Source organism: Methyloparacoccus sp. NF-16 (assembly GCF_056880625.1).
The window spans coordinates 2742969-2763721 of sequence record NZ_CP174130.1; the positions used below are offsets into that span (position 1 = coordinate 2742969).

At 69.5% G+C, this 20753-nt stretch carries 15 protein-coding genes; 2 read left to right on the forward strand and 13 right to left on the reverse strand.

Annotated elements, in window-relative coordinates:
• Genes hypB through ACH5N8_RS12995 form a run of 3 tightly spaced genes read right to left on the reverse strand, consistent with a single transcriptional unit; the run spans position 1 to position 1865 of the window.
• On the reverse strand, positions 1 to 852 hold the full coding sequence (gene hypB / locus ACH5N8_RS12985) for a hydrogenase nickel incorporation protein HypB (RefSeq protein WP_483281616.1): 852 nt from the start codon (positions 850 to 852) through the stop codon (positions 1 to 3).
• Positions 853 to 905: 53 nt separating this feature from the next.
• Positions 906 to 1259 (reverse strand): hydrogenase maturation nickel metallochaperone HypA/HybF, encoded by a 354-nt coding sequence (locus tag ACH5N8_RS12990; protein WP_460026805.1) that lies wholly within the window; start codon positions 1257 to 1259, stop codon positions 906 to 908.
• A 21-nt stretch (positions 1260 to 1280) separates the two neighbouring features.
• Entirely contained in the window at positions 1281 to 1865 is a 585-nt protein-coding gene (locus tag ACH5N8_RS12995) for a HupE/UreJ family protein (protein WP_483281617.1), read from the reverse strand.
• A 257-nt stretch (positions 1866 to 2122) separates the two neighbouring features.
• On the opposite strand from ACH5N8_RS12995, the gene ACH5N8_RS13000 reads away from it, so the two are divergent.
• Both ACH5N8_RS13000 and ACH5N8_RS13005 read left to right on the forward strand, forming a co-directional pair.
• Positions 2123 to 4303, forward strand: a complete 2181-nt coding sequence (locus ACH5N8_RS13000) for a TonB-dependent receptor (protein WP_483281618.1) — start codon at positions 2123 to 2125, stop codon at positions 4301 to 4303.
• Positions 4304 to 4447: 144 nt separating this feature from the next.
• Positions 4448 to 8191, forward strand: coding sequence for a PAS domain S-box protein (locus tag ACH5N8_RS13005; RefSeq protein WP_483281619.1), 3744 nt, complete (start codon positions 4448 to 4450; stop codon positions 8189 to 8191).
• Between the two features lie 67 nt (positions 8192 to 8258).
• Here the strand turns inward: ACH5N8_RS13005 and ACH5N8_RS13010 are convergent, their stop codons facing one another.
• From ACH5N8_RS13010 to ACH5N8_RS13055, 10 genes are all read right to left on the reverse strand, one after another.
• Complete coding sequence (locus ACH5N8_RS13010; RefSeq protein ID WP_483281620.1) at positions 8259 to 8537, reverse strand: PepSY domain-containing protein; 279 nt, start codon at positions 8535 to 8537, stop codon at positions 8259 to 8261.
• A gap of 143 nt (positions 8538 to 8680) precedes the next feature.
• Positions 8681 to 9868 carry a WD40 repeat domain-containing protein gene (locus ACH5N8_RS13015; protein WP_483281621.1) on the reverse strand — a complete coding sequence of 396 codons (1188 nt, stop codon included), beginning with the start codon at positions 9866 to 9868 and terminating at the stop codon, positions 8681 to 8683.
• 52 nt (positions 9869 to 9920) lie between these two features.
• Positions 9921 to 13871, reverse strand: coding sequence for a translocation/assembly module TamB domain-containing protein (locus tag ACH5N8_RS13020; protein WP_483281622.1), 3951 nt, complete (start codon positions 13869 to 13871; stop codon positions 9921 to 9923).
• Positions 13871 to 15670 carry an autotransporter assembly complex protein TamA gene (locus tag ACH5N8_RS13025; protein WP_483281623.1) on the reverse strand — a complete coding sequence of 600 codons (1800 nt, stop codon included), beginning with the start codon at positions 15668 to 15670 and terminating at the stop codon, positions 13871 to 13873. The genes ACH5N8_RS13020 and ACH5N8_RS13025 overlap by 1 nt, the downstream gene beginning before the upstream one ends.
• Positions 15671 to 15692: 22 nt before the next feature.
• On the reverse strand, positions 15693 to 16493 hold the full coding sequence (locus tag ACH5N8_RS13030) for an inositol monophosphatase family protein (protein WP_483281624.1): 801 nt from the start codon (positions 16491 to 16493) through the stop codon (positions 15693 to 15695).
• A gap of 19 nt (positions 16494 to 16512) precedes the next feature.
• Complete coding sequence (trpC, locus tag ACH5N8_RS13035) at positions 16513 to 17325, reverse strand: indole-3-glycerol phosphate synthase TrpC (RefSeq protein ID WP_483281625.1); 813 nt, start codon at positions 17323 to 17325, stop codon at positions 16513 to 16515.
• 36 nt (positions 17326 to 17361) lie between these two features.
• Positions 17362 to 18390, reverse strand: a complete 1029-nt coding sequence (gene trpD / locus ACH5N8_RS13040) for an anthranilate phosphoribosyltransferase (protein ID WP_483281626.1) — start codon at positions 18388 to 18390, stop codon at positions 17362 to 17364.
• Between the two features lie 38 nt (positions 18391 to 18428).
• On the reverse strand, positions 18429 to 18896 hold the full coding sequence (locus ACH5N8_RS13045; protein ID WP_460026795.1) for a DUF2721 domain-containing protein: 468 nt from the start codon (positions 18894 to 18896) through the stop codon (positions 18429 to 18431).
• Between the two features lie 25 nt (positions 18897 to 18921).
• A complete protein-coding gene (locus tag ACH5N8_RS13050) occupies positions 18922 to 19992 on the reverse strand; it encodes an acyltransferase family protein (RefSeq protein WP_483281627.1) in 1071 nt (356 codons plus the stop codon).
• 65 nt (positions 19993 to 20057) lie between these two features.
• Positions 20058 to 20636, reverse strand: coding sequence for an anthranilate synthase component II (locus ACH5N8_RS13055; protein ID WP_460026793.1), 579 nt, complete (start codon positions 20634 to 20636; stop codon positions 20058 to 20060).
• Positions 20637 to 20753: the final 117 nt, after the last annotated feature.

Here is a 20753-nt window from a genome sequence, read left to right on the forward strand (position 1 = left end):
TCAGGCGCCGGCGCCCGCGACGGGCCGGAAGGTCACCACCGGCGGCCGGGCATGCAGGCGGCGCCCCGCCGCCTCGACCCGGGGCCGCAGGGTCTGCCGGTCGGCCAGCAACTGCCGGTAGTGCCGGCGCTCGCCTTGCAGCCAGTCGATCCAGGCGTCCAGCCCCTCGCCGGTCCTGGCGGACAGGCGCAGCACCGATGCGCGGGTGGCGAGACGGCGCAGGCAGGCTTCCGCCCGCTCGGGCGAGAACTCCTCCAGGTGGGGCAGCAGGTCGGTCTTGCTCACCAGCATCAGGTCGGCGGCGCGGAACATGACCGGATACTTGGCCGGCTTGTCGTCGCCCTCGGTGACCGACAGCAGGGTGACGTTGCGATGGTGGCCGAGATCGAAGCTGGCGGGACAGACCAGGTTGCCGACATTCTCGATGAACAGGATGTCGAGCTGGCCGAGATCCAGCCGGTCCAGGCCACCCTGCACCAGGTGGGCATCCAGATGGCAGGCGGTGCCGGTGGTGATCTGGTGTGCCGGGGCGCCCAGGGCACGGATGCGGGCGGCATCGTTCTCGGTTTCGAGATCGCCCTCGATGACGCCGATCCGCAGGCGGCCCTGCAAGTGCCGGATGGTGGCCTCCAGCAGCGCGGTCTTGCCGGAGCCGGGCGAGGACATCAGGTTGATCGTCAACACCCCGTGCCCATCCAGGCGCGCCCGGTTCCGCTCCGCCTGGCGGTCATTGTGGGTCATCAGCCCCTCGAGGATCGCCGCCGGACTGTCGCCCGCCACCCGCGCCCTCGGCGCCGGCGCCAGCAGGTGCCGATTGCCGTCGGTAATGTTGCAGCCACAGGTATCGCACATGGATGGTTAGCCTCGTTCTCGGGGAAAGGCCGGCCCGCCGGGGCCGCCGGCCGTCAGGTGTCCGGCTGGAGCAGCTCCACGCGGGCCAGGATCAATTCATCGCCGCCGATCAGTTCCGTGGCCAGGCTGCGGCAATGCGGGCAAGCAAGGTCGCCGGGCGGCGCCTCGGCTTCGGCGCCGCAATCCCCGCAACGCACGCGGGGCGGGGCACTGCGCATGACCAGCTCGGCCTGCGCCGCCACGGTACCCTCGCGCGCCAGCAGGAAGGCGGTCTCCAGCAGTTGCGGCTCGACCCCGGACAGCAGGCCGGCCTGCACCTCGACCCGGCTGACGGCCCGGGCGCCGTGCCGATGGGCCAGTGTCGTCAGCTGTTCGAGCAGATCCTGGCAGAGCGACAGCTCATGCACGCCGGTTACCCGCCGCCGGCATCAGAGCCCGGCCAGCAGATAGACACCGGTCGCGGCAATCGCCGCCCCGCCCAGGCGCGGCAACAGGTGCCAGCGCCGGCTGGAGAGGCCGAGCGCCAGGCCCAGGCCATGCAGGGCGGCCGTCGCCAGCAGGAATCCCGCGGCGTAGGCCAGCGGAGCGGCGGCCTCGGGAATCTCCGTGCCATGGGCGTAGCCGTGGAACAGCGCGAACAGCGCCACCAGCGCCACGCCGGCCGCGCCGGAAAACGCCGTGCGACTGGCCACCAGGAGCCCCAGCACGACCACCGAGAGGGCGATCAGCGGCTCGACCTGGCCCCAGCCCAAGCCCTCGAGCCCCAGCCAGCCGCCGAGGGACATCGCCGCCACGAAGGCCAGCGGCAACTGCCAGAGCGAACGCCCGCCCTGCAGCGCGGACCAGATCCCCACGGCCAGCATGGCCAGCAGGTGATCCGCGCCCAGGAAGGGATGCGCAAAGCCCTGGGCCAGGCCGGCGCCGACGGCGCCGAAGGTATGGGCAGCGGCGCTGCCGCTGGCGATCAGCAGACAGGCCGCGAGCGCGGCCGATGGCATCGAGAGCTTATGCATGGCGTTTTCCTGGCTGCGAGCATGAACCGGTGATCGCGCGACGACGTGGCGCCGTCCGCTTCCGTCGATGGTACCTGCAATGCGGTGACACGACCATGCATTCGGCCGGCACCCGCGTCGAACAGTCCGTTTTTGCCAGGCGATGGCGCGCCGGGGCGAGTTCGGCTAACCTGCCCCGGCACAAGCCGACCCGACCGCGGCAGCGGCCCGGAACCGCCCGGGCTGGCCGCGCACCCATCGCACCGGACATTCCCATCATGCTGGCCCTGCCTCTCAGCTCCCGCCCGGCCCGGCTCGCGGGACAGCGCTTTCAGCCCTGCCCCGACACCCGGCCGCGGCTGGTGTGGACCATCTGCCTGGCGCTCGGCGCCAGCGGAGAGCCCCGGGCGCAGACACCACTCCCGCCGCCCGTCGACGAACCGGCCTCAGCCGCCGCCACCCCGCCCTTGCTGGAAGAGCCCGTCAGCCTGGAAACGATCGAGGTCCAGGGGCGGGAGAGCGACCTGCTGGGCCAGGCGGGCTCGGCGTCCCAGGGCGTGGTCGGCCGCAACCAGTTCCGCACCCGCCCGCTGCTGCGGGTCGGCGAGCTGGTCGAGGTGATCCCGGGCATGATCGCCACCCAGCACAGCGGCACGGGCAAGGCCAACCAGTATTTCCTGCGCGGCTTCAATCTCGACCATGGCACCGACTTCGCGACCTGGATCGACGGCGTGCCGATGAACCTGCCGACCAACGCCCACGGCCAGGGCTACCTCGATCTCAACAGCGTCATTCCCGAGCTGGTGGAGCGGGTCGAGTACGGCAAGGGACCCTATTACGCCGAGATGGGCGACTTCGCCTCGGCGGGCTATGCCCAGATACATACCCGGACGCGGCTGGACGCGGGCTTCGTCAACCTCACCGGCGGCGAATTCGACTACTACCGCGGCGTCGCCGCCAACTCCAGCCGGCTGGGATCGGGCGATCTCCTGTACGGTCTCGCCGTCAACTTCTACGACGGGCCCTGGCAGCAGCCCATGCAGCTGGATCAGTACAACGGCCTGCTGCGCTACACCCTCGACCGCCAGGACTGGGGCCTGTCCTTCATCGGCCAGGGCTACGGCTCCAACTGGATCGCGACCAACCAGATCCCCGAGGCGCTGGTCAAGACCCGTCAGCTGCCGCTCTATGGCACCCTGAACGACACCGACGGCGGCAACACCGACCGCTACACGGGCTCGCTCAACCTCTGGAGCCGGGGCGACGGCTACCGGAACGAGGCCAGCCTCTATCTGGCCTACTACCAGCTCGACCTGTATTCCGATTTCACCTTCTACCTGACCCATCCGACGCTTGGCGACCAGATCTTCCAGGGCGAGAACCGCCTGTATTACGGCGGCAACGCCTCGCAGACCTGGTTCAACCAGCTGTTCGGCCTGCCGATGGACAACACCCTCGGCATCCAGCTGCGCCGCGACCGGATCCGGGGCCTGGAACTGGCCAACAGCTTCCGCCGCGACATCTTCGCGATCACCAGCATCGATGACGTCGACGAGACCAGTATCGGCCTGTACGGCAAGAGCGAAAACCACTGGCTGCCCTGGTTGCGCACCGAGGCGGGTCTCCGGCAAGACATCTTCGTGTTCGAGAACACGGTGGTGGCCGGCGAACGCAACGGCGGCCAGACCGCCGCCAGCCTGGCCAGCCCCAAGCTGAGCCTGATTCTCGGGCCTTGGGCGGAGACCGAGTTCTATCTCAACCTCGGCTACGGCTTCCACTCCAACGACGCCCGCGGTGCCGTCGCCCGGCAGGATCCCGGCGTCCAGCCCATCATCAACCCGGTGTCGCCGCTGTCGCGCACCCGGGGCGCCGAACTGGGCACCCGTTCGCAGTATCTGCCCGGCCTCAATACCACACTGGCCCTCTGGTACCTGCACAGCGACAGCGAACTGGTGTTCGTCGGCGACGAGGGCACCACCGAGCCGACCGGCGCCGGCAACCGCTATGGCGTCGAGTGGACCAACTACTACCGGCCCAGCGACACCGTGACCCTGGACGCCGACGTCGCCTTCACCCGGTCGCGCTATACCGATGCGCCCGGCGATGCCGACCGCATCCCGCAGTCGGTCGGCCAGGTGATCAGCGCCGGCGCCCTGTACGAGGACCCGCAGGGCTGGTTCGCCACCGCCCGCCTGCGGCACTTCGGTGACGTGCCCCTGAACGAGTCCGGCAGCGTCACCCTGGGCCGTACCACGCTGGTCAACCTGGGGGGCGGCTATCAGGCCGGGCCGTTGCGGCTGAGCCTGGATCTCTTCAACCTGTTCGACGCGCGGGCCAACGATATCGCCTATTACTACACCTACCGCCTGCAGGACCAGCCGCGCGAGGGCGTCGACGGCAAGCTCATCCACCCGGTGGAGCCGAGAATGCTGCGCGGAACGATCTCGCTCCGCTTCTGAGACGCACTGCCCCATCCCTGAGGCAGTCCGGCGAGGTGGCGCTATTCCACCCCCGGCAAACCCTGTAACATCCTCTCGACAGCGCCCTGCCACGGGACTTGTTCACCCGTGGCCGTTCCAGGCCCGAACCGGAATAGCTCCCCGATGATCATCCGCGCATTCGCGATCGCCCTGTTGCTGCTGCTGGGCGCCGGCGGCTTCCATTACCTGCTCGACGCCGAACAGCAGGAAGCGCGCCGACAGGCCAGCCGGCACCTGGCCAGCGTGGCCAGCCTCAAGGTCGACCAGCTGACCGGCTGGCGCGGCGAACGCCTGAGCGATGCGATCGTGCTCATGCACAACCCCGGCTTCGCCGACGACCGCGCCATCGCCAGGCTGATGCAAGGGGATGCGCAGGCGCGCGCGGCCATCCGCGAGTTTTTCCGCAGCCTGGTCGATCAGTACGGCTACGAGGACGTGATGCTGGTGAACGCGCAGGGCGACATCCTGCCCGGACTCGGCAACCGGCTCCAGGCGCTGCCGACAGGCACCCGGCCGCTGCTGGAACAGGCCTGGCGCAGCCGGCAGGCGGTCCTGTCCGATCCGCTCGAGGACCAGGCAGGCGCCCCCCCGCGCATGAGCCTGATCGCGCCGCTGCTGGCCGACGGGCAGCCGCAGGGTGCGGTCATCCTGGTCATCGACGCCCGGCGGGCGCTGTTTCCCCTGCTGGAGGCGTGGCCGGTGTACAGCCGGTCCGCGGAGATCCTGCTGGTGCGGCAGCTGGGCGATGAGCTCCTCTATCTCAGCCCGCTGCGGCACCGCCCCGGCGGCGGGTCCGCCCCGCTGCGCATTTCCTTGTCGCGCACGGACACGCTGGCGGTACGGGCGGCCTCGGGCCAGCGGGGCATTCACGAGGGTCCGGATTACCGTGGCGCCCAAGTCATCGCGGCAGCCCTGCCCGTGCCGGGCTCGTCCTGGCTGCTGATCGCCAAGATGGACAGCGGGGAGCTCCATCGCGATGCCTGGCAGCGGCTGCTGCAGAAAACCGGCTGGCTGCTGGCGACGCTGGCCTCGCTCGGCGCCTTGGCCGCCCTGGTCTGGCAACGCCAGCAGGCCCGGGCGCGGGACCGCATGGAGCGCCTGCAAGCCTCCGAGCGCCGTAGCCTCGCGCAGTTCCTGAACCTGTTCCAGCAATCCCAGGACGGCATCTTCCTGCTCACCGACGACCATCGCTTCCACGACGTCAATCCGGCCGCGCTCCGGCTGCTGGGGTATCGGCGGGAGGAGCTGCTGGACCTGCGCCTGCCGGACATCCTCGCGCAGACCGAACACCGGCGGCTGGAAAGCGCCGTCGCGTCGGTGATGGCCGGTATCCCGGCGCACGATGAATGGCTGCACGCGCGCAAGGATGGCTCGACCTTCGTGGGCGATGTGACCGCCATGCAGCTGGATGACACGCACTACTTCGCCACGCTGCGGGACATCACCCAGATCCGCGAGGCCCGGCTGCGGCTAGCCGAAAGCGAGGAACGCCTGCGCCTGGCGCTGGATGCCGCCCAGATGGGCACCTTCGACTGGAACCTGCGCGCCCGCAAGCTGAACTGGTCGCCGCACCACGAATGGTTATGGGGCTTCGCGCCCGGCGAATTTCCCGGCACCTACGAAGCCTTCGCCAGCCGCGTGCATCCCGACGATCTGGCCGGCATCGAGGCGCTGGTGCGGCACTGCATCACCGGCCACGCGCGTTTCGAGCACGAGTTTCGCGTCATCTGGCCGGACCAGAGCCAGCACTGGATACTGGCGCTGGGCGAATTCTGCCTAGACGACGAGGGTCAGCCAATCCAGATGCGCGGCACGGTGCAGGAGATCACCCTGCGCAAGACCCTGGAAAAATCCCTGGCCCTCAACCAGCACTTGGTCGAGCATGCCACCGACGGCATCTTCCTGATGCGCGACAACGGCGGCATCCTGGCGGTCAACCGGGCGGCCTGCCAGAGCCTGGAGTACAGCCGCGAGCAACTCCAGCGGCTGTCGGTATGGGACATCGATCCCGATCTCGACCAGGCCGCCTGGCAGCAGCGCTGGCAGCAGATGGAACATGGCCCGCTGCCCGCCTTCGAGTCGCGCCACTGCAGCCGCACCGGCGCCACCTTCCCGGTCGAGATCAGCGCCACCCGCTTCGCCTTCGGCGGCGAGTCCTATGTCTGCGCCTTCGTCCGCAACATCAGCGAACGCCGGCAGACAGAGCGCACGCTGCGCGAGCTCAACGACCGGCTGGAGCAGCACGTCGCCGAGCGCACGGCCGAGCTGCTGGACAAGACCGCGGAGCTGTCCGAAGCGTCTCGCTACGCCCGCAGCCTGATCGAGGCCAGCATCGATCCGCTGGTGACCATCGGCGCCGACGGACGGATCATGGACGTCAACCATGCCACCGAAAAGGTCACGGGACGGCCCCGTGCCGAGCTGATCGGCAGCGACTTCCCCGCCCTGTTCACCGACCCGGAACGGGCGCGGCTGGGCTACCGGCGCATCTTTGCCGAAGGCGAGGTGCACGACTATCCGCTGGATATCCATCATGTCTCCGGCACGGTGACCCATGTGCTCTACAACGCCTGCGTCTACCGCAACGCCCAGGGCGAAGTGGCCGGCGTCTTCGCGGCGGCGCGGGATCTGACCGACCTCAAGCGCGCCGAGGCGGCGGTCCGCGAGCTGAACCGGACGCTGGAACGCAAGGTCGAGGAGCGCACCGCCCAGCTGGCCGCCGCCAGCGCCGCCAAGAGCCAGTTCCTGGCCCACATGAGCCACGAGATCCGCACCCCCATGAACGCCATCCTCGGCATGGCCCAGGTGCTGGGTCGCAACGCCCTGTCGCCCGAACTGCGCGAGATGGTCGACCACATCACCGAGGCCGGCGACACCCTGCTGCGGATTATCAACGACATCCTCGATCTCTCGAAAATCGAGGCCGGCCAGCTGAGCATGGAATTCCAGGCGTTCCGGCTGGACGCACTGCTGGAACAGGTCGACCGCATGCTGCGCGGCGCCGCCACGGCCAAGAACATCGCACTGGTGATCCACCCGCCGGCGGAAACGCTCGGCGGACTGGTCGGCGACAACCTGCGGCTGGAGCAGGTGCTCATCAACCTCGGCAGCAACGCCATCAAGTTCACCGCCCGAGGCGGGGTCGACATCGCGGTGGAGACGCTGGCGACGAACGCCCGCCGCGTCCGGCTCCGTTTCGTGGTCCGCGATACCGGCATGGGCATCGCCCCGACGGCGCTCGAACGCCTGTTCCAGCCCTTCAGCCAGGCCGACAGCGGCATTACCCGCCGCTTCGGCGGCACCGGCCTGGGGCTGGCCATCAGCCAGCGGCTGGTCGGACTGATGGGCGGACAGATCCGCGTGGAGAGCGAACCGGGGCGGGGCAGCCGGTTCTGGTTCGAGCTGGACTTCGAACGGACGATCGCCGCCATACCGCCGCACCGCATCGCGGCCCCCGGAGAAACGCCGCCGTCGGGGCCGCGACTGGGCGGCCTGCGCGTGCTGGCGGTGGACGACAACCGCATCAACCTCAGGGTGTTGCAGCAGGCCCTGCAACTGGAAGGCGCCGAAGTGGCGCTGGCAACCGACGGCCGCGAGGCGCTGCGGATACTGGAGGCCGATCCCGCCCGCTTCGAGATGGTGCTGATGGATGTGCAGATGCCGGTCATGGACGGGCTGACCGCGACCCGCCGGATTCGCGAGAATCCCGCCCTCGCCTACCTGCCGGTCATCGCCCTGTCGGCGGGGGTATTGGCGGAGGAGCGCAGCGCGGCGCAGGCCGCGGGCATGACCGACTTTCTCCCCAAGCCGATGAACCTGGAGCAGATGGCCAGCCTGCTGGCGGAACTCAGGCGGGCGGAGGCCTGAGCCGGCATGCCGGCTCTGCCCGGTACCCCGGCGGCGGACGACCGCCGGGATGGGAAGCGTCAGCGATTCAATCGTCGCGCTCGATCTTCAGGATCTTGCCATCGGCGCTGTACTCGGCCTCCATCTTCTGGCCGTCCAGCCGGAATTCGACCTCATAGGTCATGCTGCCGTTTTCCGTTTCCTGCTCGTAGCGGGCCTCCGCCGCGTTCGGATAGGCCGCCCTGAACGCCGACAGGACGGCGGCCGGCACCTGGGATTCGTTGAGCGACTGCCCGGCCTGCACCGCCGGCAGCGCCAGCAGCAGGGCCGTGAAACCTGCAAGGCAGGTGGTCAGGTATGTCTTCATGCGCGTTCCTCCGTCTGAATGGAAAAACCAGCCCGCCGGCTGGCGGATTCAGAATTAGGCCAGGACATTTCCACCGGCAATGGAAAAAACGGGGGACGCCGGCAGAGCGGGGCAAGACGGCGCCCCGGCTGGCGCGGCGAGGCTCAGAAATGCCGCGCGCCGCGCGCCTGGCCCGCCGTCGCCAGCAGCTTGGACAGGCTCCAGACCTTGGCGCCATCCCAGCTGGTGGAGACCACGCGGCCTTCCGCGCCGCAGGACAGCGCCTCGATCGGTCCCTCGTGGGCGGCCACATGCGCCAGCGGAACCGGCGAAAGCGCCGGATTCCACAGATACATGCGTCCCGCCTTGGTGCCGACCAGCAGCCGGCCGGTCTCGGTCTCGCGGCAGAAGGCGCTGATGTCTCCTTCCAGGTCGCGCAGCGCGGCCACCTGGCGCAGGGTCACCGGGTCCCAGGTTTCCAGCACCCGGCCGTCGGTATAGGCCAGGACCCGGCCATCGCGGCTGAAGCCCAGCAGCGCGCGATCGGTGTTCACCATGCGCTCCCGGAGCAGCTCGAGGGTGCTGGCATCCCAGTACACCAGGCTTCTGCCGGCTGCCGTCATGAAGAGCGGGCGACCATCCTCGGCCATGCCGAAGGCGATGGACTGGACCTCGGCATGGGTGCTGCGCAGGAATCGTCCGTTGGCCGGGTTCCAGAGGCCGACCGGCCCGTCGCCGCGCCAGCCCAGCCAGGCCCCGTCCGGCGAGAACAGGACGGCCTTGATGTCGACGCCCTCCAGCTCACGATCGGCGATCAGGGTCTCGGTGGTCAGGTCCCACACCAGCAGGTGGCCGTATTCGCGCCCCGCCGTACCCGCGGCAATCCGGCGGCCATCCGGCGCGAAGTCGAGCGCGTCGACCTGAAGCCGGTCGCCGCGCTGGGCGAAGGTTTTCGCGCCATGGGCGATGCGGGTCCCGGCATCGGCATGCCAGAAATCGGGGCCGCGGCCGCCGCTGGCGAGGACGGTCTTGCCGTCGGGAGAGAAAACCGGCAGGGTGATGCTGGCCATCTCGGGAAGGTGCTGCTGGTTGAGCCGGGACAACAGGCCACTGACACGCTGCAACTCGTCCAGCGCCTTCTTGGCGGCCTTCTCCTGCGGACATTTCTGGCACTGGCGCAGGAAGGCAAGATAGGCATCGACCGTGTTCAGCTTCTGCGCCCGCTGCCAGGGATCGCTGTCGTCCTGGCGATGGTTGTTCCAGCGCCAGCCGAGGTAGAGCAGCAGCATCCCGAAGGCCAGGGCGAAAAACCAGGTCAAGATTTTTTCCAGCCAGTCCAGAAAAGCGCTCATAAGCCAAACAGGTTCGATGGGGAGTCGTGCGGCCCGCCGGGGAGCCACCGGATCAATCCTCCCACTGGTAGAGAATGTCGCCGCCGCTGAATTCGCCGGTCTCGGTCTGCACTTTCCAGCGTTGCGTCAAATCATAGCGCAAGCGGAAGACATAAGCGTTCTGGAACAGGCCCATGCCGTACTGGACATAGATCTTCGGCGTCAGGTACTTGCCCAGGAACAGGGCAGTGCTCTGGGTTCCGCCCCAGGGTCCGGAACCGCCATAGCCCTGGGCTATGCCGCCCGCGCCGAGGGAGCCCTGCATGCTGATGTCGACGAAGCCGCCCAGCCCCAGCCGGCTTGACAGCTCCCGGGCCAGCAGGCTGCCGGCGGTGCCGCCAAGGGCGTTGGCCGCCGCCATCATGGCCGAGCCGCTCTGCTGGCCCAGGGGATCGAAGGGCTTACCCATCATCAGATAGGCGAGGATGTCGCTCTGCGACATCGGCCGGTCGGCGAACAGGGTGATGCTCGGCTTGCTGAGCGTGCCCAGCAGCTTGGCGCCGACCCGCACGTCGTCCGACTTGCGCACCGCCTCGATATCCAGGCTGGGGTTGTCCATGGGTGAGCGGGCGAACACCAGCCGCCCGCCGTCGATGTCCAGATCGACGCCATAGAGCGAATACAGGCCCTGATGCAGGCGGATCTCGCCGCTGCCGATGGGGTCCGCGCCGGGCGACTGCTCGATCGTCACCGCCCCGTCGACGCGGCTGCGATAGCCCGGCCCGGTCACCTGGATGCGGTCGCCCAGCCGCACCTCGACCCGCGTCGCCAGCGGGTTGTCGCGCGCCTGCGGCGGAGCCTCGGCGTCGACGATGACGACATCGCGCGAGGGCCGGACCGCCCCCGACTCGTCCGGGATCCGGATGTCCGCCTCGGGGATGTCCAGCCTGCCGCCGAGACGCAGGCCCGCGGCGTCGCGCTCGACCACGAGATCCGGCGACAGATAGACCTTGGCCTCGGGAATGTCGGCCGCGAGGAAACGCTTGCCGCTCAGGTTCAGCCGCAGCGGCCAGCCCTCGCCCGGCTTCAGGGACAGCGAGCCGTCCAGCCGCAGTTCGCCGTTGCCGGAGACTGTCCGGCCGGTCAGCGCCAGGCGGTCGTCGTCGCGGCTGCTGGCGTCGATGTTCAGGCTGCGGACCTGGATGCCCAGGCGCGGAACGCCGAAACCGGCCTCGAGCAGGGCCCCATGCACCTGCAGGCGGGGCGCGCCCACGCTACCGGCGAACCGGACACCGGCCTCGACACGTCCCTGGAGCCGGTCGAGATCGGGCAGCAGCGGCGCCAGCGCCCCCAGGTGCCCGAGCGACAGGCGCGCCTCGCCGGCCCCGGCCAGTTGCCGCCAGTGGCCCCACAGCAGCGGCCCGTCCAGGCGCAGTTCGGCATCGAACCCGGCCAAGGCCGGATCCTCGGCGATCAGTCGCAACTCGCCGCCGCGTGGCGTCAGATCGCCGCGCAGATGCAAGGGCTGCGGCTGCCAGCGCCAGGCCGGGCGCGGGTCGCGCGGCTCCAGCCGGGCCCCGTCCGCCGTCAGTGCCAGGCGCCCCTCGTCGACCCGTTCGCCCCGCCCGGCGAACCGGGCCTCGCCATCCAGCCGGCCCAAGAGCCGCAGCCGGGCGGGCAGCCAGGACTCAAAACGCTCCAGGGGCAGGGCCGCGAGGCGGGTGGCAGCCTGCCACTGCCCGTCGGCAGCCTTGCCTTGCAGGCAGATTTCCGCCGGCGGCAAGGCCCAGCAAGCCGGGCCCAGTTCGGCGGCGGTCCCGCTCAGCCGCAAGGCGGCAGGGGCTTGCAGATACCACTCGCCGAAATCCCGCAGGCTGCCGTCGAACTGCTGCAGCCGGCCGCTCCAGGCGGCCGCGTCCCAGCCGCCCTCGGCCCGGAAAACCAGCTGGCCCGGCCGGCCGCCGGCCTGCAGGCGGGTGTCGATGCGACCGCTCAGGACATGCCGCGCCCGGCTGCCCTGGGCGTCGATGGCTATTCTCACGCCGACGCCCGCCAGCTGCAGATCGGGCACCGCGAGACTCAGGCGCAGCGGTGCGTCCGGCGTCTCGCCCGCCTGCAGCGTCAGCCGCAGCTCGCGTGCCTGCCTCTCGCCCTGTCGCAGCCGCTGGGCCAGCAGTTCCAGCTCCAGCGGCTCGCCATGCAGCTGCCATTCGCCGTGGCGATGGACCATCCCGCCGCGTAAATCCAGCCCGAGCACCTCGACCGCCGCCTCGCCAACCGCCAGGCCGCGCACCGTGACGCGACCAGCCAGTGGCGGCGCGCCCGGCAGCAAGCCGCCACGCGCCTGTCCCTCGATCTCGCGCAGGGCGGCCTCCCGGTAACGCAGCCCGGTTCCGCTCAGATTCAGGTCGATCGTGGCCGCGCCCGGCTCCAGACGGCCGTTGCGCCAGACCACGGCGCCCTGGCAGGCGAGCCTGAGCCGGCCGGCCCGGTTGTCGCCCACCTGCAGGTCCTGCACCATCAGCTCGGCCCGCAGCGGCGGCGCGTCCGGCGTCAGCCCGCCGCTGAGGCGCACGCTCAGTTCCCGGACGCCATCCGCGCGCAGGCGGAGATCCCGCGCCAGCAGCTCGGCCGTGCCCACGGGCCTGTCCCTGGGCCCCTGCAGCCGGCCGCGGCTGCTCAGCTGTCCCTTCATGCCGGGGAACCAGAGTCCCGGGGCATCCGCCCGCAGGCTCCAGCCGACATCCAGTTGCGGCCCCCAGGTTCCGGCCAGCGTCAGCGCGAGTCCGGCCCCCTGGGCGCGGACATCGCGGAACTCGACACGCTCCGGATACAGACCGAGGCGGCCGCCGGCCGTGACCGCCTGATCGGCCAGCCGCGCCGCCAGCTCGATGCGCAGATCGGCGGGCTCGCCCTGGACCGACAGACGCCCCTCCGGACTGCGCCATTCCGGCGGTCCGCGCAGCGGCCAGGCCAGATTTTCCCAGCGCGCCGCGAGATCCAGCCGTGGCCGATCGGGAAGCCCCTCGGCCATGCCGTTCATGGTGAAGCGGGCGCTTGTCGCAGGCAGACCGACGGTCAGCCGCTCGAGCCGCCAGGCGCCCGGCGCCCCGTGGAGCAGCCGGGCATCCGCCTGCACTTCGCCGAGCTCGGCGATGCGGCCCTCCAGGTGACCGTCGATCGTGGCAGCCCGGTCGGTGCCTTCGCCGCGGAGATCAAGCGCCAGCGGCCCGTCCGGCCAGGCGGGATCGATCGAGCGGGGCCGCAGGGCCGGCACCGTCAGCTGCGCCGTCCAGGCCAGCCGGTCGAGCGGATCCTGCGCCACCAGCGACAGCTCGGCGGCGGTCGGCGCCTGCAATCGCTGATGGACCAGGACACGCCCCGGATGGCCGCCCAGCTGGCCTTCGCCGCGGAACACCGGCCGTCCCGCGGGGTGCCAGTACCAGCGGGTCCGCAGGGCGATGCCCGCCAGTCCCCCCAGCGTCACGTGGCCATCAAGCGCCAGGCCCAGGTCGGGCAGGGTCACGTCCAGTTGGCGGATGTCGAGCCCGTCGCGGGTCAGCTCCAGCGCGGCATCGAGGGCCGACAGCGGAATCGGCGCACTGGCGGAAGCCGGCTGCACGGTGCCATCGCGCAGGCTGAGCGCATCGATCGCCAGCGCGAACGGCAGGCGCAGACTCGGCCATGCGATCGGCGAGGAATCGCTGCTCGCGTAGCGCGGCCCGTGCAGGTCGATGCGGTGGAAATGCAGTCGGCCGCGCCAGAGATCGTCGACCGCGAGCCGATATTCCAGGCGGTCGAGATGCAGCCGCTCGGTCGCACCGCGATAATCCAGCCCCTGCACCGCGAAGCGCCCGAGCACGACGCCCTCGACCCGAGCCAGGCTGAACCCGGGCACCCAGGCCCGCGCCTGACGGGCCAGCCAGCGGCCACCGGGCTCGGTCGCCAGGCTCCACCAGCATCCGGCCAGCAGCGTCAGCGCCAGCAGGCAGGCCAGCGCCAGAACATTGGCAAGCGCCCGCATCACAGGTCCGGACCCAGAATCAGGTAGACCTGCACCGGGTCCAGCGCCTTCGACAGCGGCACACCGACATCCAGCCGCACCGGCCCCACCGGCGACCGCCAGCGGGCGCCGATGCCCACCCCGGTACTGACCGGGCCCTCGAAGTCGTTGCCGACATAGCCGACATCGGAGAAGGCCGCCACGCCCCAGTCGCCGAACAGCACGCGATCGTACTCCAGGCTGCCGACCGCCAGATGCTGGCCACCGGTCCGCTTGCCGTAGACATTGACCGGGCTGATCTCGAACAGGCGGTAGCCGCGCACGGTCGGCGCGCCGCCGGCGTAGAAACGCTCGGTGATCGGCATGCGGTCGAAATCGTTGGTGAGCATCTCGCCGAACTGCCCGCGCAGGATCAGGCGGTTGTCGTCATTGAGGCTGTAGACGCCCTTGCCGTAGAGCCGGAAGCGGGCGAAGGACAGCTGCGAGCCCAGCCCCTGGACGCTGCCGGCAAGGTTGGCGTCCAGTCGCACGCCTTGGCGGGGAAAGATGGCGTCGTCGGAGCTGAGCCAGGTGTAGTTGACGCTGGGAATCAGCAGATCGGTGGTCTGGTTGCCCAGGCCGATGTTGAAGGTTTCCCGCAGATAGTCGAGCGAGAGAATCTCGCGCAGGTCCCAGCGGGTCGTGCCATGGCGGATGCCGCCGCGGATCACCTTGGCGCGGCCGGCGACGGTATCCTCCAGGCCCAGCTTGGAGGTAAAGGCCAGCTGGTCCTTCTCCGGATCGTTCAGCGGGATGGCGTAGATGGCATCCAGCTGGTTCCAGATCAGCGACAGCTTGGCACTGGCCTGGAAGGTATGGCCGAGGCTGTTGAGGTAGCGGTTGCGGTAGCCGACGCTGAGGCGGGGTCCGGTATCGGTGCCGTAGCCGCCGCCGAGGTCGATGCGGTTGCGGGGCACCATGTCCAGCGCCACGTCGACGGGCATGCGGCCATCCCTGGCCTGTTCGAGCCGGGGCGTGATGTCGGCACGGGCGAAGTAGCCGCTGTTCAGCAGGCTTTTCTGCAGCGCCAGCACCGCCGAGGCGCGATAGGGCTCATCGGGACTGAAGCGCGCGAAGCGGCGCAGCAGTTCGGGATCCAGCGGGGTCTGGCTGAAGCTCAGCTCGCCGAAGCGGTAGCGCCGGCCCGAGGCCAGGTGCAGGACGATGTCCGCCCGCTGGTCCTTGACATCGACGCGCACCTCGCGGGTGGTGAAACGGGCATCGAAGAACCCCATTTCGGCGGCCTGATCCTGCAGGGCATCGCGGCCCTTTTCGTACTGCCGGTGCTCCAGCACGTCGCCGGGGCGGACTGGAAAGCGTTCCACCAGCGCCCGCATCCCGGGTTCCTGGGCCGCCTCGCCCTCCAGCCGCACATCGACATGCGCCACCCGGACCGGCGGCCCCGGGTCGATGCGGTATTCCGCCAGCCAGTTGGCCTTCTGCCGCTTGAGCGTAGCGGCGATACGCGGCTGGTAGTAGCCATAGGGCTGCAGGGCGGTGCGGATCTCGTCCGCGGCGCGGGCCGCCGCCAGGTCGATGACCGCCTGGCGGGCATCCGCGGTCTGGCGGGCCATGGTCAGGAGGGCGCGGACGTTTTTCTCCAGCGGCTCGTCGAGTCCCGTGATCCGGAGTTCGACCGGCGACGGTTCCGCCGGCGCCGGCCGCGGCAGGCCGGCCAGGCCGACGCACAGGCAGATGGCTGTCCAGGCGCGGCGGCTCCGCTGGTGGACACCCGGCCGGCCCTGGCTGGTGTGGCGCGTGGCGTGACCGTGCGACCCCACCGGGCTGCGGCATCCGCCGGGCTCAGGCCGCCAGCCGCTCGGCGATGGCCTGGCGCCAGTCCTCGAACAAGGGCGCAGCCACTGCCGCGACGATGGAACGCGACAGGGCGCCCGGCGCATAGACCGGCTCGCCTGCCAGCGTGGCGGCGATCCCGCCCGCCTCGGCGAGAATCAGCGCGCCGGCGGCATAGTCCCAGAGCTTCTGCTCGCCGTGGAGATAGACGTGGAAACGCCCCGCCGCCAGCCAGCACCACTCCAGCGAGCCGGAGCCGGTATAGCGCAGCGAGCTGAACGGCGGCCGCGCGACCAGCGCCATGGCCAGCGGCTTGCCGAGACGCTTGAAGTCGACCATCGCCAGGCAGCGGCGCAGCGGCAGGGCGGCAGACGGACAGTCAAGGCGGCGGCCGTTGAGCCAAGCGCCCTGCCCGCGCACGGCGCTGTAGCATTCGTCGGTGTTGGGATCGTAGACCACGCCGAACTGCGCCTCATGGCCGCGCATGAGGGCCAGCGACAGGGAAAAGAACGGCAGCCCCGCGGCGAAGTTGCTGGTTCCGTCGACCGGGTCCAGGCACCAATAAAGATCCGGATGCCTGTCCAGGAAGGCCCGCTGCGCGGCAGGCGCCATCTCCTCGCCCAGCAACGGGATGGCGGGATGGCGCTCCGCCAGCAGCCGGCCGAGCCGGGCCTGGGCCGCCAGGTCGGCCTCGGTCACGATGCTGCCGTCGGGCTTGTAGCGGCGCTCCGCGTGGCGGAAGCGCGGCATCAGTTCCTCGCGCGCCACCGCTTTCACCAGCGGGACGATGTCCTCCAGCGCCGGGACCATGGACCGTCTCCCCCGGGACTCAGCGACCCGGCAATCCGAACAGCTCGGCCAGCCGGGCGCCCGGGTCCTCGGCGCGCATGAAGCTCTCGCCGACCAGGAAGGCGTCGACCCGGTGGCGCCGCATCAGGGCGACATCGGCCGGCGCGAGGATGCCGCTTTCGGTCACCACCAGGCGGTCGGCGGGTATGCCGGGCAGGAGGTCCAGGGTCGTCGCGAGGCTGACTTCGAAGGTGCGGAGATTGCGATTGTTGATGCCGATCAGGGGCAGGTCCAGCGTCAGCGCGCGCGCCAGTTCCCCGGCGTCGTGCACCTCCACCAGGACATCCATGCCCAGCTCGCCGGCCAGGTCCGACAATTGCCGGAGACCGGCGTCGTCGAGAGCGGCGGCGATCAGCAGGATGCAGTCGGCGCCGATCGCCCGGGCCTCGGCGACCTGATAGGGGTCGACGATGAAATCCTTGCGGATGACGGGCAGCTCACAGGCGGCACGGGCCTCCTTCAGGTAGCGCTCGCAGCCCTGGAAGAAATCCCGGTCGGTCAGCACCGACAGACAGGCGGCGCCATGGGCCGCGTAGCTCTCGGCGATCGCCGCCGGCCGGAAATCGGGCCGCATGACGCCCTTGCTGGGCGAGGCCTTCTTGATTTCGGCAATCACGCCCGGCTGGCCCGCCGCGATCCTCTCGCGCAGGGCGCGCACGAAGCCGCGGGGCGAATCGGCCATGGCGGCACGCCGCAGCTGGTCCTCGTAGGAGGTCTGCGCCATGCGCTCGGCGACCTCCTCGGTCTTGCGGTGGAGAATCTTCTTCAGGATGTCCGGCGTGGAAGTCTGCATGCGTCTTTGCGTGAGAAGGTGTGCGGGCGGATGGATTCAGCGGGATGGTTCGAATTGGCGGGCAAAGTCGATCAGCTGGTCGAGCTTGCGGCGGGCGGTGCCGGCATCGATGGCTCCGGCGGCCCTGGCGACGCCCTCCTCCAGGCTGGCGGCGATACCGGACACGTAGATGGCCGCGCCGGCGTTGAGCAGCACGATATCGCGGGCGGGACCGATGCCGCCGGCCAGGACGCCATGGATCATCGCCAGGCTCTCCTCGGCCGAGTCCACCGCCAGCCAGCTGAGCGGCTCGCGGGTCAGGCCGAACTGTTCGGGCGTCAACTGGCGCACGTCGATGCGGCCGTCGCGGAGCTCGGCCACCCGGGTCGGCGCGCCGATGCTGATCTCGTCCAGGCCGTCCTCGGCATGCACCACCAGCACATGGCGGCTGCCGAGCTGCTGCAGGGCCTCGGCCAGCGGCTCCAGCCACTGCTCGCTGTAGACGCCGACGACCTGGCAAGGTGCCGAGGCGGGGTTGGTCAGCGGCCCCAGGAGATTGAAGATGGTCCGGATGCCCAGCTCGCGGCGCGGCCCGATGGCGTGCTGCATGGCGACGTGATGGTTCTGGGCGAAGAGAAAGCCGAGCCCGACCTGCTCGATGCAGTCCTTCACCTGCGCGGGCGTCAGGGACAGGTTGAGTCCCGCCGCCGCCAGCACGTCGGCGCTGCCGGACTTGCTGGAGACCGAACGGTTGCCATGCTTGGCGACCCGGGCGCCGGCCGCCGCCGCGACGAAGGCGGACGCGGTGCTGATGTTGAAGGTATGGGCACCGTCACCGCCGGTGCCGCAGGTGTCGACCAGATGCTCGCCGTGCACCGGCACCCGGGTGGCCATCTCGCGCAGGACCTGCGCCGCGGCGACCACTTCGTCGACCGTCTCGCCCTTGGCCCGCAGCGCGACCAGGAAACCGCCGATCTGGGCCGGGGTCGCCTGCCCGGTCATGATGCCGCGCATGAGCTCGCGCATGGCAGCGGGCGCGAGATCCTGGCCGTCGAGGAGATGGTTGATGGCGGAGGAAATCTTCATCGTGAGAGCAGCGGGCTGAGCGGGAAAGGTGCCAAGGGTCACTCGGAAAGGGCGGGATCGCTGTCGAGAAGCTGGTACAGCTTTTCCTCCTCCTGCACGGAATCCAGGCCAATCATGACTTCCGACAGGTAGTGGAACATGCCGATCAGCATCGACAGCACCGATAGCACGAAGAGCAGCACGGCCACGATCAGCGCGTTCGCCACATACAGGCTGAGCCCCAACACCAGGCAGGTGACCATGACGCCCATGACGCCGACCAGCGTGAAGATGAAGGCGTTGCGCATCTTGGCGGCGCGTATCTCGATCGACTCGATCTGCGACTGCAACACCCGCGCCTCCAGCCGGTTGCCGGTCTTGATGGCGACATGCTTGTCCTTGTGGAAGGCTCGCAGGCGGGTGACGATGCCCATCAGGCGGGTATTGATCGACAGCACCAGCAGGCCGGCGCCGGAAATGAAGATCGCCGGTGCCACGAAGGCTTGAAACAGTTCCAGGTCGGTCATGGGATTGGACGGGTCGCAGCGGGAGTTAACCCGACACGGCAGCAGCCGGCTGGCGGGCCCATTTGCGTGCCAGCAGACCGCGCAGAGCGTCGAGCAGCGGTGCCTCAATCATAAGGTGGACCAGTATCCCTGCCAACACCGACAGGCCTGCCAGCCAGACGGTCAGCAGATTGGCCGCCCAGACAGCCGGCAGTTCCGACCACAGCGGCTGCAAGGGCCGGGACAGGCTCCAGGCCAGCTTGCCGAACGACAGATGCACCAGATAGATCGCATAGGAGGCATTGCCGACCAGCAGCCAGAGGCGCCGGCGAGCCAGCAGGCGGTTGAGCTCCGGGGCCATGCAGGCTGCCAGCATCAGCGCGCTGGAAAATCCGAAACCCAGCAGTGTCAGGGGGTGCGCCGGCCAGGCATCGGACGGCAGGCCTAGCCACGCGTAGATCCGTCCGGTGGCCACGAAACCGGTCGCGCCGAGGGTGAGGCAGGCCAGGCCAATCCGGTTCCGCCTGGCGGGATCCCAGACGCTGGCCTTGAGGTGCACCACGCCGGCGGCCATGCCCATGAAGAACAGCAGGTTCAACGGATCCGCCCAGGGACCGGGGATGATCGCGGTTCCCGGCAGCAACAGCGCCAGCCAGCCGGCAAAAACCAGCAAGCCCCAGCTGCGGCGCAGCAGAAACGCCGCGAACAGCGCATAGAAAAGCATCTCGTAGGCCAGCGTCCAGCTGACGGCAATCAGCGGTGTCGGCCGCCCGCTGAACAGCCAGGCGTTCGACAGGAACTCCGGCACGGCCAGGCCACCGGTAAACACCCGCCAGCCGCCCCACGACAAGAGGACCAGCCAGTACAGGGGATAGATGCGGATGAAACGGCGCGACAGGTAATAGCCGATGCGGCCGGGCCGGCCGATATCGCGTGCATGGGCGATCAGGATGATGAAGCCGCTGAGGACAAAGAACAGGAAGACGCCGGAGAAACCGGTAAGAAAGACGTCGCCGAACGGCGCCTCACCGAGCTTTCGCTTGATGAACTCGCTGGAGTGGAACAGCACCACCAGCAGGACCGCAATGCCGCGGTAGGCCTGGACGCTGGGCAACATGGGCAGTGGCCGTCAGTGGCGGCGTCGGACGGCAGGCAGGGCGGACGCCGCGCCGTCCCCGGCCCTCACCGGCGCAGGAAGTTGGCGAGCAGTTCGTGACCCTGCTCGGTCAGGATGGACTCGGGGTGAAACTGCACGCCCTCGACATCCAGGGTCCGGTGGCGGACGCCCATGATCTCCTCGATGCCGCCATCCCTGTCCTCGGTCCAGGCGGTGATCTCCAGACACGCCGGCAGGCTTTGCTGCTCGATGACCAGCGAGTGGTAGCGGGTGGCCTGGAACGGGTTGTTGAGGCCGTGAAACACACCCGTGTCGCGGTGGTACACCATCGAGGTCTTGCCGTGCATGATCCGCTTGGCGTGGATGATGTTGCCGCCGAAGGCATAGCCGATGCTCTGGTGCCCCAGGCATACCCCGAGGATCGGGTAGCGGCCGGCATAGCGACGGATGGTTTCCACCGAGATGCCCGCCTCCTTGGGCGTGCAGGGACCCGGCGAGATCACGATCTTCTGGGGATCGAGCCGGGCGATGTCCTCGACGGCGATCTGGTCGTTGCGCACCACCTCCACCTCGGCCCCCAGCTCGGCAAAATACTGCACGAGGTTGTAGGTGAAGGAATCGTAGTTGTCGATCATCAGGATCATGGCGGCTTGGAGACCTGGATTTGTCTGGCTTTGCCCACGACCGCAGCCGCTACGACTCCGGTCCTGGTACGGTTTTCTGGCATGCTCGGCCGCTGGCCTCGCGCGGGCGGGAATGGT